The following is a 15,341-nucleotide window of genomic DNA, read 5'->3' on the forward strand; positions in this document are numbered from 1 at the left end:
AATTTTAGAATTAATGAATGTTCACTACTTATATTGAATACTGGCCTTTTAATTTTATAGTAACTATAATGTCTTTTTTTTCATTGTTTCTGAAAAACCAACCGTGTTTTCCCTCATAAGGTGCGTAGAAAGTCCCTACCATATTATTGGAATAGGCAAGCGTATAACTTTCAAAATAGACATCATTAACTTCTTTTGCTTGTTTCACTTCGCCGTGAAAGTCAAAATAAACGATTCCTTTATTAGTCGTCCATTCGTATTTCATTTTACCGTATTTCAGCATATAAATTTTATATTCAATACCTTTTCCTGCTGGAACGATAACTTCAATAGTATCTTCTCTTTCTGAAAATTGTTTTTCAGGTGCAGGGTTATCTGCCTCGACTGGTCTTTTTACTTCTGGTCCTGAACCTGCTTTTTCCATTTTTATTAAAGGAAATACTTTTTGAGTCGTTGTTTCCTGCTGATTTTCTTCCGCATTTTCTGGAACATGAAGTTTGCTGAACCCAAACAATTTGCCTGTTCCTATTGGATCTATTCCATATTCAGCAGGTAAAACTGCGCTTACTAAAATTATTACAGAAAGTACTAAAGCGAAAATAACTGCTTTGATAATTTGTTTTTTATTTACTGTTTGATGATTTATTTCTGACATTTTTTAATTTTTTAAGATGTAAAATAACCTGTTAACTGATATCCTATTAATATAAATCCAGCCGCCATAAGAAGCGTATTTGTTATTGTTGAAAATTTCATGAAGCTTGAATGTCTGCGCCATAAAGTAATCAGAATTAGTACAAAAGTTAATGCTATAAACTGACCTATTTCGACACCAATATTGAACCCAAGCAGATTGGTAAACAATCCTTCTTTTTCAAATTTGAAATCTTGCAATTTACTGGCAAGCCCGAAGCCATGAAACAATCCGAAAATCAAAACAGCTGCTTTTGTATTGGGTTGCGTTCCGAAAAATCTCTTGAAACCACCTAAATTATCAAAACCTTTATACACTATTGAAAATGCAATGATGGCATCAATTAAATACGCATTGATTGATATATTACTCATAACGCCAAACAACAATGTTGCACTATGACCAATCGTGAAGAAACTTACATAAAGCAGTACTTCTTTAGGGCGATAGAGGAAAAAGATAACGCCAACTAAAAAAAGCAAATGATCGTAACCCGTAAGCATGTGTTTTGCACCAATGTAAAGAAACGGACCAAAAGCAACACCATCATTTCCTGACAAAAAAGTTTGTGTATTTTCATCGACACCATGAGCAAAAATGCCTGTGATGCCAACAAAAAAAAGTAAAACAAGAAATATTATTTTTTTTGAATTCATTTTTATTTTTCTTTTAAAAACTACTCCTCTCCTGAAATTTTCGGAAGAGAAGCAGCCTGTTAAATTATATTAATGCGTGTGTCCATGAGCCGCATCAACTTTGTCTTGCTCCACCTTATTAATACTATCCGTACTTACTTGGTTGCCAGTGTCTGTCATTACTTGAACTTGTTCAGTAGTTTCAGTAGTTTGAACTTCAGTGTTTTCAGTTTCGTTGTTTGCTTTTTTGTTGCAAGAAGCTAACATTCCGATTGCGATTGTAGCCACGATTAAAAAATTTTTCATAATTGAAATTTAAATTGGATTTATAAAGAATAATAAAATGAATTAATGTTGATGTCCATGATTAATATCTTGTTCAGAAACTTGGCTATTTCTAAATTTAGAAGAGATTGTCTTTCCATTGACAAGTAATGTGATGGTACAATACGCATATATGCTTGCTTTAGGAACATAGACAAGAAAAGAATTATTGGTGTCCAAAGAAACTGGATTTGTTGCTTTTGTTTTATTGAAAAATTCAAAAACAGCCGAGCCGGTTACTTTATTATTTGAAACCGTTTTTCCTTTCGCATTCAGTACGTAAAAACTAATACTGTTTTCTCTTTCGACCATTTCAATTTTGTAGTCGCCTGAATTTTGTATTATTCCACCGTGTGGCGTTTTGACGGTATTAGTACTTACTTGTGCATGTGAAATTGTTGTACCTGAAATAGTTAGCAGTATCGCAAATGCAATGGATTTAATTATCTTCATTTTGGATGTTGTAGTGTTAAAAGTAATTGAATAAGTCTTCGACATTACTAAAAAGTCAATTCATAGCGAATACGGCTAAAAAATGATTTTAGTTATACAGATGCATTAATTCACCGAAAAAAACTTGTTTTTTAATACAGAATAGTAGTGAAATTGATGCGCAGAAACATTCGCTATATGTATATAGCAAAGTGCTTTTTAATACTTAATTAGAAATATTCACAATATCATTAATAAGCATTGAAAAATTATTTAACTCAATTTGGGTGGAAGCCAGATGCATGCAAAAACATCGGAATTGTAAAATTCTGGAGGAAACGGAACAGTAGTATTTACAGAAATAGTATTTGGTTGACGAAATGAAAACTCGGTAATGTTTTCAAAGGCAAGGACATTATTAACAGATTGGTTAATAGTCTTAAAAGGTAAACTTTGATGATTGTCTTTTTCCGGATTAGAATGATGTTGACTATCATTGTAATGAATAGCTATAAAATCTAAAAAAGAAATCTCGTGATTATCCTCATCTTGATCGTGATGCTCTGTAAAGTGCTCTGCTAAGTTAGGTAGTTTCAATAATTGCCCTAGTTCTGTGTTGGCACACAAAAATATGGAAAGGAATAATATGGTAATTGTTTTTTTCAGCGAATTAATTTTTACAAAAATATAAAAAGTTTAGTAAGTTACTACCATATCTAAATATTAATATTTTTTGTTTTAGGAAAAAGCATTATAATTTTCACTTTGGGAATTACAAAACCGTATTAATTTCTCGCACCAATGGTGCGAATTTTACAATATGTACTCAGAGTTGATTTATCCTTTGCTATTAGGATTTAATAACTGGTTGTATATGAACCGAAATCAAATATATAAATTATCCCTTTGGGCCAAGATAGTATTTGTTATAGAATTTAATTTGATAACTCATCGGGTTCAGAATCTTTACGTATCTTATTATGAGTGTATTATCTATTTTGTAAAAACTAAAAAAAAAATAGTCGAGCCATAAAAAAGTCAGTAAAACTAAAGGTTTACAAGTTTTTTAAATTTAATGGTGGCTGTCAGGGATTACAATCTAACACCTGATACCTGTTTTGACATTTTTCGAGAATATAAAATGAAGCATCAGGTAACGTTCTCGCACTATACGCAGTCCGGGATTGGAAAGCTTAAAACTTTCGGATTTGACAAATTTTTAGATACCAAACTTTCTTCAAATTTTGCCAAATGCCGAGCTCGCTTGTAGTGTGTGTTGTGTGCAGTGCTGATATTTAGCACGATTTTGTCGTTTAAATATATTTTTATTAATGTCCAATTTTTATTTCTCCCTTAAAATTTTCTTGTAATTTTTTAATTGTATGTTCCGAAAAATACCAATAACAATTTTCTTTTATTCCGTTACGTCCTGTATCTCTACATATATTAAGATTTGGTCTCATAACTACTCCATAAAGCATTTTAGTATCTTCGTCTGCAATTGAATTTATCTCGACAGCAGGGGTTTTCACGATTGCAATTGCAGTTATTGTACCGCCAATTGATTCATATAATGGCAAGTTATTGTATTCTCCTCTTAATATGAGTCTATTACCTATTAATTCAATTGAAAATCCTGTTTGTGTTTCAAATGTATTCATCTTTTTTTACTCTATTTCTATTTTATCAATTTCTTTCATTATTCTGTCCGTTTCTGATAAAGCAACTATGATTTTTTGATAATTTGCAATATTGTCAAACTCTAACTTTCTGTCTTTTATGTCTTTGAGTCATTTTTATGATGGTTGATAACCGCCTATATAAAAAAAATCCAAGCTAGTTAGGTATTTATTTGTCACAAATTACTCGGGTTAAACAGATTGCTTATTCGTTTTTTTTTTACTTCGTAAAGCTTTTGGGTTATTTAGAATTTAACAATCCTTTTAATGAATAAAATAATATTTTGTATTCCCAATTTTCCTGAACCCAATATCCTTGATCATGTTTCATCATCCGTTGGATAATTTTTTTAAAAATCTTCTCATTTGATTTATCAATATCTAATTGATTTTCATCAAATTTGTGCTGTATTTGAGATAAATGAAAACTGATTTGCCCTTTGATTTTATGTGAATCAAAATGATCCATTAGGTGTCCAAGATGATAATGTAAATGCATATTGTTTTATTTACTCTATTTCTATTCTATCAATTTCTTTCATTATTCTGTTAGTTTCTGATAACGCAACTATGATTTTTTGATAATGTGCAATATCGTCAAACTCTAACTTTCTGTCTTTTCTGTCTTTTAACCATTTTTGTGCGGGTTGATATCCACCAATATAAAAATTCCAAGCAACTTCGGGAACATTCTCGAAATATTGCGTTTCATTTATAAATATTTTTCCGTCTTCGAAGTTTGGTTTGATTACAACACAATCGCCGTCAATATTAAATTCCGTAATGTAATCCTCTACTTTTGGACTTTCCAACAAATGAATTTGTCTAATTTGTGAACCTAAATCGATCAAATCCCAAAATGTTTTGATGTCTTTTGGATATGGGATTTTCGGAAAATCTATTTTCAGGAATTCTTTGTATTTTTCTCTGTAGGTTGGTGAATGCAAAACGGCATAAATATAATCGAGAATATCAATAGGTGAAAATTGATTGGTTTCGATTGTGTGAATTTTTTCATTTCCTTTTTCTGGTGAAAAGAACAAACCTAAATCCTTGGCAATTTTATTTATAATTTCTGCATTGAAATTTGGTATTCTTTCTAGGGTTCTTTCTGTCGAAAGTTGTCCGTTTTTTTCAGGATAAATATAAAGTGGAAAGACAAATCCATTATCTAAAGTAGAAGCTATTGATTTGTCAATAATTAATTTAGTTATACCAAATTTACTTGTCAAATCGTTTCTCACTCCTTTTAGACTAATTAAACCTAAATTATCTAAATCTATAAAATTCAGCATTAACTTTTCTCGACCCCTATCAATTAATTTTAAATCATAATTAACATATCGTATATCAAATAAACGATAAGCAACTTTTTTAATGTTATTTATTGGAAATCTATTTTGTAAAACATTATGATTAAAATTAACTAACTCTTTATCATTTCCTGTTGTAATTCCCATTCCATAGGATTGAAACAAATCATCAATTTTAAATCCTTCATCATAATCTTTTTGAGCTTCAAAATTTTTATTTACAAAGAAATAGTTTGGAGCAACATTTGGTAATTCTGTAAAAGCGATGTTTTTTAAATCATTGTCAGAGAGAAAATCATATTTTAAATTTCTTTTTCCATACAAATCATAATGAAATACTTTACCCAAATCACTTGGTTTTTTTTTTCCTGTTTTTACAAATAAAGTAATGGCAACACCTTGCATAATATCAAAAACATTTACATCGGCAGTACCATCAGGAGCAGTTTCATTTTTCTTTGTGTTTCCGTGTAAATCTATGGTATATATTTTGTCGTAGGTTTTGAGTAAATTCCAACGCATTCCTCGATAGGTAACATTGTCTAAAAATCCGTGTGGATTAATAAACGCCAATATACCGCTACCGTTTTTCTCTATATAATGTTGTCCGTAACGCAAGAATTTTACATAGTCATCATTTATGGCTTTTGGGTTTCGTTCTTTTAGTTTTTCTTTTCCACCTGGTTCTTTTTTGTAATCTTCCATTAATTGGGTAATCCATTCGCCTTTGTTTTTACTTTCGCCACTATAGGGCGGATTTCCAACAATACACATCACTGGTGTATCGCGTTTTATAAAATTAGCTTCGTTGGCTTCGGAACTTAACCAATTGGAAAATAAAGTTCCTGTATCGGGATGGCTTTCTTCTAAACTGTTGGTTAAATAAATCTTGAAACGTTGTTCTTTTGTTGGTTTAAAACCTGTTTCGGTGAGTAACAAATCCATTTGTAAGTGTGCCATTGCGTAACTCGCCATCAATAACTCAAAACCATTTAATCGTGGTAACAAATGGGTTTCTACATAATTGCTCCAAACACCTTGTTGGCCTTTAAATTTTTTGTGAACGTGTTTGATTACTTCAGCCAAAAAAGTTCCTGTTCCCGTTGCTGGGTCAAGAATTTGCACTTTGTGAACTTCCTCCTCAACAGTTCTAATATTGTCTTTATAACGTTTGTCGGTTGCTTGAAGATTTACTTTTATTTTGGTTTTACTATTGTCGGCTAAACCTTTTGGCAAATCAAATTCGGTTTTCAGAATATCGTCTACCGCACGAACTATGAAATTCACTACAGGTTTTGGAGTGTACCAAACGCCTCGGGCTTTACGTAGTTTTGGGTCGTATTCGCTCAAGAAAGTTTCGTAAAAATGGATGATTGGGTCTTCCATTTTTGTGCTTTTTCCGTAATTTTTCAGGATTTCGCTTACATTACAAGCGAGAAAAATTTCCACTAAACTATCTACAATCCATTTTATTCGATCGTCAATATCTGGTCCAGCGATGTAACCAAATAATTTTCGCAAAAATGGATTTGATTTTGGAATTAATTCTGACGCTTCTTGTCTAGAGAAGGTTGGTAAAGTTGGGTCGTGCAAACGTGCGGCGAACATTCCGTAAGCAATGGTTTGTGCATAAACATCTGCAAAACCTTTTGGTGTAATATCGTGAATTAATATTTCTTTGAAAGCGTTCATTTGGTCTTTCAAAGTACTGTCTTCACTATTATTTTCATCGTTAGTCAAAGCCAACTCAATAACATCAGAAAGAAGGCGGGCTTTGCCCGCCATCATTTCTGCAAGTTTTTTTGAGCTTTTTATGGTTTGTCCAACGAATGAACAAAAGTCTTTTAGTAAATTGGTAAATGTTATAAAATTATTAGGTAATGCAACGATACTACCGTTTTGTATTTCTGCAATTGCAATTTTTGTTATAAATACTCCATCTATGTAAAGATGAAAATCCAAATAATCGGTAAAAATTAAATTTGGTAATGCCGATTTATATCTGTCGAATTGTTCTTTATTCCCTGTTTTCTTAATGCCTGATAAATCTTTGTCGCCAATATCTTTGGCTTCGATGTAGCCGATTTCAATATCTTTTTTTGTCAATATATAATCAGGCGCACCGCAAGTAATTCTTTTCGGTTCGTTCGTCGCTCTGATTTCGGGAATTAAACTTTCTATAAGTTGTTGCAAATCTCCACGAAAAGTATGTTCCGTTGCATTTCCAAGTTTATATCTTCGGTTTATATTGTCAATATATTGTTCTAAATTCATTTAATTTTTGTCAATTAGGTTAATTAGTGAATAGCTTTCTTTATCAAAATGATATTCAGCTATAACGTCAGTTGCATTTGCGGTTTATTTGTCTTTAGGAAAAGTATATTTTAGGAAATCCAAAATACATATACATTTTCGATAACCTGAAGAGTAAATATGTTCCTTCTCACCAAAGTCATCCCAATGCTTTTTTAGAAAAGCAGAAAGTACTTTGACATCAATTTTTTCAACACTCAAATATGGAATCCGTTGTAATGTATGAATCGCCGTCGAATCCATTATAAGGGCGCCTAGTGTATCATATTTTTTTACAAGCTTCATCATTCTCGAACGTTCAGAATTAATTCGATAATCTTCCATTGTGATCGTGTTAGACTGTGTTAAAGTAAAGTTCGTACCCGAATGATCTTTTAGCGAGTTATCTAAATTAAGATTTTTATATCCTTTTTGATATTTAAAAAACGGAACAAAAGTATTTTTCCTTACAACTGTGGGAAGCAATTTCTCGACAATTTCTCGATAATTTTGAGGTGAAATTTGATTAAACAAGATATCTCGAAGTAAGTCTGACGTTTTCAAACCTATAATTCCTTTATCTTCTAATTTTGATATATTTCCAAATCCCACAACAACCTCTAAATTTTCGATAGTGTCTAATTCGTCAATTCCATTTACAAATACTTTTCCTGTCGGTTTTGATGTTGTTACGAATTCGAAAACCATGCTTTGAAGTTGACGCAAAGTTTTTACCGATAATGTCCGGGGTAGATTTGATAGTACTTCCCAAATATCTTTGTAATCGTGAACCTTAATCTTAATTAATGGAAGAGATATGGATTCCATTGTGTATGTCGAACATTCAAACGAAGGATCACATGGACTTTCTTGCCATTCGACAAAAAACAATCTATTTTTTAGCTTTTCAACGTGAAACAGTTCTTTATCTAAACACGAAATTAAATTTTTCAGGACGAGTTCAATGTTGCGATCAGACAATGAATATCCAACAAATATTATCGGGTATTCGGCGAATAAAGTTAGAAGTTTTGCATTTAAATAGTGATTGTTTGAAATGAACTTATCATAATCTGTAGTTGTAACTACTAAGGACTCGGGAAGAGAAGTACAGCCATGAATTTTATAAAGTTCTCCTATTGACCTCTGATCTGCAAAAATTGCTTCTTTTTGTCCGATTTGAACTTGGAATTCGGGAAAGGTGCTTTGAGTGAAATCATCCCAATTTGTCGTAAGTATCCCACTAATGACGGCGGAAGACAACATGGACACTTCTTCATCTAGTTTCTTATTAGGTTTAATCGATTTTTTTACAAAGTTTGATAGTTCGATTTTAAAAGCTATCTCTGTATCTTGCCCAGCAATCTTTTTGAATGTTTCACGGCTAGCTTTGTATTTCTCTGACTTCCACCAAAACTCATGAAATTCCTCGGCAAGATTTGAAGCGATTTTTAAAGGATCGTTAGAACACTTTGAAGAATAATAACCGAACTCATAAGCAAAGCATTCTTTGTTGTCCTCAACAAATGCTTTCAATAAATTCATCCAAGTTGGTATAGAATTGTAGCGAATTGAAATTCCCGACCCTACAAACAAAAATGGAGGTCGTTGCGATTCAATTAATGTCTCCTTTAATTTTTTTTTGAAAACTTCTTTGGCTGGATTAATATCCTTTTTCATAGTTAAGGTTTATTACTTGTGCTCGATACAATAATGGCATATAACTTATGTTCCCGCTACTTGATTAAGCACAAATTTTCAAAATGTTACACAAAGAAAAGCAATATGATTGGCTTTTTTTGTATATTGAAATTATTTTCTTTAGTAAGAATTAAGGCAAAGTAATTTGTGCAATACATTTACAGAAAACAACCTGATTGGAATCCAATGGCGTTGTTTGTCTTTGTATGCAGTGTCAGGGACTGTAATAGAACAATTAATACCAATTTTGACATTTCTCGAAAATATAAAATGAAATATTTCCTAAGTTAGCCGATAAGCGAGGTTGCTGATCAAAGCGAGCTGAGATCTCTCTTCTGAAGATAAATAATGTTCGTAAAAAGCAACATCCGACTACCGAAATCTCGGCAATTTCGACCTAGTGGCGGTTAGGCGCTGACATAGTAGTTAAACCAATACATCTCGAATGAGTTTTTTAATAACAAGATTTTCAAGTTTAGCTGCAATTGGTGAAACATTATCTTGATGATCTTTCCAATGCATGCCCTCATTATAAATTACTCCAAGTAAATAATGTGATTCTGGAGAAACTACACCCATTTCCTCTGCTTTTTCAAGTTTGCTTCTCGTTTTATGAGTTGCCAAAAATGTATCTCTTGCTTGCTGACTTTGAAGTTTATTATAAGCTATTTCCTCAACTCGTACGCGAACAGCACCGCAAACTGCAAATGGGTCGTATGGTTGATTGTTTAAATAGTTTTGAGCTTGATCTGTCAAGTATTGGTTAAAGTTTTTTGCATCTCCCCAAAGTTCACGAATTCCTAATGCTCGAAACTCGGCACGTTTATTAATTACACCAGGATCGTAATGAAGTAGGTATTTTGAAACATCGTTCTGAATTGACACATGTTCTCTGTTGCGCAACAATGCAGTCATGCTCGGATTAACCTGAACTGTTGATGCATCTAAAAAATAAACCTTTTGATTGCTAAAAGCAAAATTTTTAAAATACTGTGGGTTTAAGTGTGTTAAGATAAGTGGATATAATCTTTTTCCTCGTGAAGAATACTCTTTTATCAGATTGGTTATGTAATATTGTGCAGCTGTTAAATTGGCATCATCTAGATAGTCGAATACTTCATCAATTATCAAAATATTTGCTTCCTTTTTCAATTCTCTTTTAGCTTTAAATAGCATAGCAATAAAAGTTAAAATATCTCGCTGACCATTAGATATACTTACAGCTGGAGGGAACTTTACAATCAATTTCCCTCCCGTTTCGCTTGCTCGAATATTTTGCCAGGTACTATTAAAATCTGCTAAAGTTGTATCAAATTCTTGTTTGTCTAATCGATAGTTGTTAAATACGCAAGCATTTTTGAAAGAATCGGGATTCTGATTAAACATCCAGATTAATTGAATAGCTACGAGATAACTTTTTGACTCTGAATTATAACCTAAATCAAAACTATGAATAAGGTCCCCTAAATTTTTCAAGTAATCAATTTGTTTTAGTTCCTGTAGCTGATTATCTCTGATCCAATTAGTTAATATTTGCGTAGAACCCGTTTGCACATTTATTTGGTTAATGACAGCATTAGTCTGTGCGTTAATTCTGTTTCCATTTGCACGTTGCAAAGATTGATATAGTTCACTAATTTTTTGCATTAAAGTAAAATTTGATAATGCAGCAGTAGCATTCGGTAAAACTTTAGAATTAGATCCAAATCTCTCCTGTAAATCACGATAAGAATAATCAAATCTAATTCTATCCGGTATACGATCGATCAAAACAATATCTTTTATTTCTAAACTAGCAGTTGCCCTACCATAGATTGATCCGATTCCACGTGGTTTCGTGTTGTTGTTAATTACAAAATAATCGAATTCAGTACTTATAGAATTTGTTGTACTAGTTGCTTCGACATTGACGATAGAATTGTCGGGCTTTTGGTATTGTAATCTAATTCGAGGAAGGTTAGCGGCATTGCATTGATAACAGTCCTCATCTTGCAATATTATTCTTCTATTGTTCATTGATTTGAAAGCGGTAGCTAGAGAACTTTTTCCAAATCCATTAGGCGCGACAAGTAAACTAGGTTTATTTGGAAAAATGTCAAGATTAAAAGTTTTACGATGAATTCCTTTTATGTTTTCTATTTCGATAATTTTTATCATACTGATATAGTTTTAATTGTCTGAGATATACGTTTTACATATTTGTAACTCAGAAATAGATAGTTATTTCTGCCAAGATATAACAAAGTAATTATTGATATTTACGGATTTCCACAATGCTTAGGACTAATTTCCAGATGTTTGCTATTTTAAGCGATCTATCTTATTATTGAGGCTCATGCGCTACGTAATCAAGCACAAGTTTTTACAATAGTACACAAAACAGAATACTACAATTGATGTTTTTAATAAATTGATGGAAAAACCGGTCAAATTGACCACCACTTTCCAGTGTAAATTGACCACCAGTTCCGGAGCAAACTGACCACCACTTTCCAATTCAAATTGACCACCTAATTTTGGGGTAAATTGATTATTAAAAACTGCTGACTTTTTCATGTTGTTAGAACCATACATTCGTTAAAAAAAATACGGATTATGGCAAACAAAATAACAGACATGAGTAAAATTAGAAAAGTAATTAAATTCTATTGTGATGGAAAGAGTAAGTTGTTTATAAGTAGCTACTTATCCCTTTCCAGGAATACGGTAAAGAAGTATATTTCTTTATTTGAAGTTCTCGGATTAAGCTTTGAATTAATTGACAAAAAAACAGATACTGAACTAGAGCTTTTGTTTTCACAGACTACCGTGGAATCAATTAGTCCCAAATTGCAAAAACTCCATAATTTTTTCCCTAAAATGGAGCGTGAACTAAAAAAAGTTGGCGTCACCATACAACATATGTGGGAACAATATGTTGCCATAAATCCTGATGGTTACAGGAGTTCGCAATTTGCTCATCATTACAAAGTATGGAGTAAACGAGTCAATCCGGTAATGCATATGAATCACAAAGCCGGTGATAAAATGTATGTAGATTATGCCGGAAAAACACTCTCCATTATAGATAACGACACTGGGGAAATCAAAGAAGTACAATTTTTTGTGGCCATATTGGGAGCCAGTCAATACACGTATGCTGAAGCTTCCATGAGCCAGCAAAAGGAAGATTTTGTCACTTCGGTAGAAAATGCCATGCGTTTTTTTGAAGGCACTCCTGCGGCAATTGTCCCGGATAATTTAAAATCTGCAGTAATAAAAAGCAGTCGTTTTGAGCCGACAATTAATGAAACTTTGGCTGATTTAGCGGAACATTACGAAACTACAATCTTGCCCGCCAGGGCTTATAAACCAAGAGACAAATCATTAGTTGAAGGTGCTGTCAAGATATTGTACAGAAGGATTTATGTAACCCTAAAAGAAACTAAATTCTTTTCTCTGGAAGAATTAAACCAGCAGGTATGGGATTTATTAGATACCCATAATAGTCGGAAACTCACCGGACGCCCTTACTCTCGAAAAGAATTATTTTTAGAGGATGAGAAGCAAAAACTGCGTCCATTACCACAAGAACGTTTTGAAATCAAATACCAATCCTTTGCAACGGTAATGCAAAACGGGCATGTCCAATTAAGCCAGGACAAAAATTATTACAGTGTTCCGTATCAATATGTAAAGAAAAAAGCGAAACTCCTGTATACCAAATCAACCGTGGAGATCTATTATAAATACAATCGGATAGCCATTCATCCAAGGGATTACAAACCTTATATCTATACCACAATCCCGGAGCATTTAGCCAGTACACATCAGTTTGTGGCTCAATGGAGTGCTGCCCGCTTTATTGATTGGGCAAATAGGATTGATGAATCAGTAGGAGAATATATTTTGCAGATAATCGACAGCAGAAACCATCCTGAACAGGCTTATAAAAGTTGTTTAGGAATCCTAAACTTCGAAAAAAAAGTAGGTAAGCAACGATTGATAAATGCCTGTAAACGGGCGCTTGATTTTAAAATTTACAATTTCAAAACGATACAAAATATTTTGGAAAACAACTTAGACCATATTGATTTTGAACAAGAACCAGAGCAAGAACTCCCCAATCACGGTAACATAAGAGGAAAACATTATTATAACTAAATTAAATCTTGAAAACATGAATGAATCCACAGTAACAAAAATGAAACAAATGAAGTTTTATGGCATGTTCAATGCTTTTAAAACAGCCATTGAAAGCGGAAAAACAGATCATTACACACTCGATCAGTTTGTATCGATGCTTATTGATGCCGAATGGGATGAAAGACACAATCGTCGTATTGAGCGTAGCATCACCAATGCCCGATTCCATTATAAATCAAATATTGAAAGCATCAATTTTGACCAAACCCGTAATCTGGATCGAAATACAATACTGCGTCTGGCTGAATGTGAATTTGTAGAAAAAAACGAAAATATCTTAATCACAGGAAGTACTGGTGTAGGTAAAAGTTATTTAGGCACCGCATTGGGTTATCAAGCCTGTATACAAGGTTTTAAAGTGAGTTATTTTAATACTTCGAAGTTGTTTGCTAAATTAAAAATGGCCAAAGCAGATGGCTCTTACCTGCGAGAGCTTGCTAAAATTGAAAGGCAAGATGTCATTATACTTGACGATTTTGGACTCCAAGCATTGGATAGTCACAACCGAATTACCCTTTTGGAGATCATTGAAGACAGGCATAATAATGGTTCTATAATTGTAACATCACAAATCCCAGTGCAAGGTTGGTATGATATAATTGGCGAAAAAACTATAGCTGATGCAATTTTGGATAGACTTATACATCAATCTCACCGACTCGAATTACATGGGGAATCTATGAGAAAAAAAAGAGGCATAAACAAAGGATAATATTTTAAGTATATTTGAATACTAATTAACAGATGAAAAAGAGCAGTTTTTAATGAAAAATTGGGGTGGTCAGTTTGCTCCGGAATTGGATGGTCATTTTGAATTGGAATCAGGTGGTCACTTTAAATTGGAATTGGGTGGTCAATATCACTGGAATTTGCAATGTAGGACGAATGTCGTTTCTAGCAATTTGAATGGTATTGCTTATTTGGGTAGTCAATCCTAACTGGTTGTATATACTGTAACCCGTAAGATAACCAATTATTTTGCCATCATCTTCTAGTAAATCTTTTACCACTTGATATTGGTTGGGTTCTAAATTCCCAAAAGGAGTACTTTCTGCCTTGTAAAACTTTCCTTTTGCTAGCTTTGTTATCTTACCAGAAGCTGCCATACGGTTTAATGCCTTTATTACAGCTTGCTCTTTGTTGACTTCTGAAGTAAAATCATCATAGGTGAATACATATCCTTTCGGAAGTCGATCTATGGTAACAGCTATGTAATCAGTAGTTTTCATGTAGTACTATTTGCTACAAATATATAAAAATGTCCAGTTTATTATATAAAAAACTGGACATTTTTTAATCGTTAAATATTGTATTTGATATAATCTCACTTCAAAACAACTGCATAGTACTAATTCTCTATTATTCTCTTTATCATTTCCTCAATTGTACGTCCTGTGCTAGGATGATTGTACTTATTATCATGGATCACTAGTCCTAAGTAATTTGGATATAAGTCATTATCAATGTTTCGAAAGCAATCCCAATAAGCTATTGCTCCAAAAAAAATTTCAGGATAAATTTTCTGTATGTTTTTTTTACGTTCTTCTAAATGATTCAGCATGCCTGCTCTTTTCCAACCATCACTTACTTTTAGCTCTATAACAGCTATTAAATCATGATTCTTCCAAATAGAAATATCAGGACGCATACTTTTTCTACTCAATTCTTTCAGTATGTTTTTTTCTGAATAAACTTCCATACCACGTTGTTTAAAAACTTGCTTAAAAAAAAACAAGCAAGTTTCCGTGAAAAAATCGGATGCAACCGTATTTACGGTTCTACCTAAATCTTTACAGTTATTAGCATTAAATGCCCAAAAAGAAAGCATACGGTTATGTATCGCTTGTGTAATATCATTTTTGTTTAAATCAAATGAATAAATTTCTAATTCTTCACTAATTGCTCGCTGTGTCTCAAGTAAACTGCTATAATGATTGCAAAAAGCAGCATCTATTTCTATTAGATCTTTCAATATATTATATTTTTAAAATCTGTAACTTTTAAAGGATTCCAAACAAACGTTCGTTGTATTTCAGGAATTGCAATATCGCAAGATTTAATCCAACTTAAAAAAGTTTCTACGGGT

At 32.5% G+C, this 15,341-nt stretch carries 15 protein-coding genes; 2 read left to right on the forward strand and 13 right to left on the reverse strand.

Annotation, left to right across the window (positions count from 1 at the left end):
* Positions 1 to 28: 28 nt before the first annotated feature.
* The 11 genes from Q1W72_RS00425 to Q1W72_RS00475 form a co-directional block, all read right to left on the reverse strand.
* Positions 29 to 655 (reverse strand): hypothetical protein, encoded by a 627-nt coding sequence (locus tag Q1W72_RS00425; RefSeq protein ID WP_302136691.1) that lies wholly within the window; start codon positions 653 to 655, stop codon positions 29 to 31.
* An 11-nt stretch (positions 656 to 666) separates the two neighbouring features.
* Entirely contained in the window at positions 667 to 1,350 is a 684-nt protein-coding gene (locus tag Q1W72_RS00430; protein WP_302136692.1) for a HupE/UreJ family protein, read from the reverse strand.
* Between the two features lie 69 nt (positions 1,351 to 1,419).
* Positions 1,420 to 1,635, reverse strand: a complete 216-nt coding sequence (locus Q1W72_RS00435; RefSeq protein ID WP_302136693.1) for a hypothetical protein — start codon at positions 1,633 to 1,635, stop codon at positions 1,420 to 1,422.
* Between the two features lie 42 nt (positions 1,636 to 1,677).
* Positions 1,678 to 2,106 carry a hypothetical protein gene (locus Q1W72_RS00440; RefSeq protein WP_302136694.1) on the reverse strand — a complete coding sequence of 143 codons (429 nt, stop codon included), beginning with the start codon at positions 2,104 to 2,106 and terminating at the stop codon, positions 1,678 to 1,680.
* Between the two features lie 252 nt (positions 2,107 to 2,358).
* A complete protein-coding gene (locus Q1W72_RS00445) occupies positions 2,359 to 2,682 on the reverse strand; it encodes a hypothetical protein (protein ID WP_302136696.1) in 324 nt (107 codons plus the stop codon).
* Between the two features lie 731 nt (positions 2,683 to 3,413).
* The gene (locus Q1W72_RS00450; protein WP_302136698.1) at positions 3,414 to 3,746 is read right to left on the reverse strand and encodes a hypothetical protein; all 333 of its coding nucleotides are present in this window, start codon (positions 3,744 to 3,746) and stop codon (positions 3,414 to 3,416) included.
* A gap of 259 nt (positions 3,747 to 4,005) precedes the next feature.
* Positions 4,006 to 4,263, reverse strand: a complete 258-nt coding sequence (locus tag Q1W72_RS00455; RefSeq protein ID WP_302136700.1) for a hypothetical protein — start codon at positions 4,261 to 4,263, stop codon at positions 4,006 to 4,008.
* Positions 4,264 to 4,273: 10 nt separating this feature from the next.
* Complete coding sequence (locus tag Q1W72_RS00460; protein WP_302136701.1) at positions 4,274 to 7,351, reverse strand: type ISP restriction/modification enzyme; 3,078 nt, start codon at positions 7,349 to 7,351, stop codon at positions 4,274 to 4,276.
* 84 nt (positions 7,352 to 7,435) lie between these two features.
* On the reverse strand, positions 7,436 to 9,049 hold the full coding sequence (locus tag Q1W72_RS00465) for an SIR2 family protein (RefSeq protein ID WP_302136702.1): 1,614 nt from the start codon (positions 9,047 to 9,049) through the stop codon (positions 7,436 to 7,438).
* Positions 9,050 to 9,496: 447 nt separating this feature from the next.
* The gene (locus Q1W72_RS00470; RefSeq protein ID WP_302136703.1) at positions 9,497 to 11,227 is read right to left on the reverse strand and encodes a hypothetical protein; all 1,731 of its coding nucleotides are present in this window, start codon (positions 11,225 to 11,227) and stop codon (positions 9,497 to 9,499) included.
* A 183-nt stretch (positions 11,228 to 11,410) separates the two neighbouring features.
* On the reverse strand, positions 11,411 to 11,626 hold the full coding sequence (locus Q1W72_RS00475) for a hypothetical protein (protein WP_302136704.1): 216 nt from the start codon (positions 11,624 to 11,626) through the stop codon (positions 11,411 to 11,413).
* 39 nt (positions 11,627 to 11,665) lie between these two features.
* Here Q1W72_RS00475 and istA point away from each other — a divergent pair, with 39 nt between their 5' ends.
* Together istA and istB are read left to right on the forward strand one after the other, a co-directional pair.
* The gene (istA, locus tag Q1W72_RS00480) at positions 11,666 to 13,213 is read left to right on the forward strand and encodes an IS21 family transposase (protein WP_302136706.1); all 1,548 of its coding nucleotides are present in this window, start codon (positions 11,666 to 11,668) and stop codon (positions 13,211 to 13,213) included.
* A 16-nt stretch (positions 13,214 to 13,229) separates the two neighbouring features.
* On the forward strand, positions 13,230 to 13,967 hold the full coding sequence (gene istB / locus Q1W72_RS00485; RefSeq protein ID WP_302136708.1) for an IS21-like element helper ATPase IstB: 738 nt from the start codon (positions 13,230 to 13,232) through the stop codon (positions 13,965 to 13,967).
* 109 nt (positions 13,968 to 14,076) lie between these two features.
* On the opposite strand, the gene Q1W72_RS00490 is transcribed toward istB, so the two are convergent.
* Complete coding sequence (locus Q1W72_RS00490; protein WP_302136710.1) at positions 14,077 to 14,484, reverse strand: DUF6088 family protein; 408 nt, start codon at positions 14,482 to 14,484, stop codon at positions 14,077 to 14,079.
* A gap of 119 nt (positions 14,485 to 14,603) precedes the next feature.
* Positions 14,604 to 15,227, reverse strand: coding sequence for a hypothetical protein (locus tag Q1W72_RS00495; protein ID WP_302136712.1), 624 nt, complete (start codon positions 15,225 to 15,227; stop codon positions 14,604 to 14,606).
* Positions 15,228 to 15,341: the final 114 nt, after the last annotated feature.

This window comes from Flavobacterium sp. ZE23DGlu08, assembly GCF_030505335.1.
Lineage (GTDB): Bacteria > Bacteroidota > Bacteroidia > Flavobacteriales > Flavobacteriaceae > Flavobacterium > Flavobacterium algoritolerans.

What these genes read in the sequence shown, in the direction of transcription:
- Q1W72_RS00425 (WP_302136691.1), bottom strand. Translation starts at nt 655, where the DNA reads ATGTCAGAAATAAATCATCAAACAGTAAATAAAAAACAAATTATCAAA.
- Q1W72_RS00430 (WP_302136692.1), bottom strand. Translation starts at nt 1,350, where the DNA reads ATGAATTCAAAAAAAATAATATTTCTTGTTTTACTTTTTTTTGTTGGC.
- Q1W72_RS00435 (WP_302136693.1), bottom strand. Translation starts at nt 1,635, where the DNA reads ATGAAAAATTTTTTAATCGTGGCTACAATCGCAATCGGAATGTTAGCT.
- Q1W72_RS00440 (WP_302136694.1), bottom strand. Translation starts at nt 2,106, where the DNA reads ATGAAGATAATTAAATCCATTGCATTTGCGATACTGCTAACTATTTCA.
- Q1W72_RS00450 (WP_302136698.1), bottom strand. Translation starts at nt 3,746, where the DNA reads ATGAATACATTTGAAACACAAACAGGATTTTCAATTGAATTAATAGGT.
- Q1W72_RS00455 (WP_302136700.1), bottom strand. Translation starts at nt 4,263, where the DNA reads ATGCATTTACATTATCATCTTGGACACCTAATGGATCATTTTGATTCA.
- Q1W72_RS00460 (WP_302136701.1), bottom strand. Translation starts at nt 7,351, where the DNA reads ATGAATTTAGAACAATATATTGACAATATAAACCGAAGATATAAACTT.
- Q1W72_RS00465 (WP_302136702.1), bottom strand. Translation starts at nt 9,049, where the DNA reads ATGAAAAAGGATATTAATCCAGCCAAAGAAGTTTTCAAAAAAAAATTA.
- Q1W72_RS00470 (WP_302136703.1), bottom strand. Translation starts at nt 11,227, where the DNA reads ATGATAAAAATTATCGAAATAGAAAACATAAAAGGAATTCATCGTAAA.
- Q1W72_RS00475 (WP_302136704.1), bottom strand. Translation starts at nt 11,626, where the DNA reads ATGAAAAAGTCAGCAGTTTTTAATAATCAATTTACCCCAAAATTAGGT.
- istA (WP_302136706.1), top strand. Translation starts at nt 11,666, where the DNA reads ATGGCAAACAAAATAACAGACATGAGTAAAATTAGAAAAGTAATTAAA.
- istB (WP_302136708.1), top strand. Translation starts at nt 13,230, where the DNA reads ATGAATGAATCCACAGTAACAAAAATGAAACAAATGAAGTTTTATGGC.
- Q1W72_RS00490 (WP_302136710.1), bottom strand. Translation starts at nt 14,484, where the DNA reads ATGAAAACTACTGATTACATAGCTGTTACCATAGATCGACTTCCGAAA.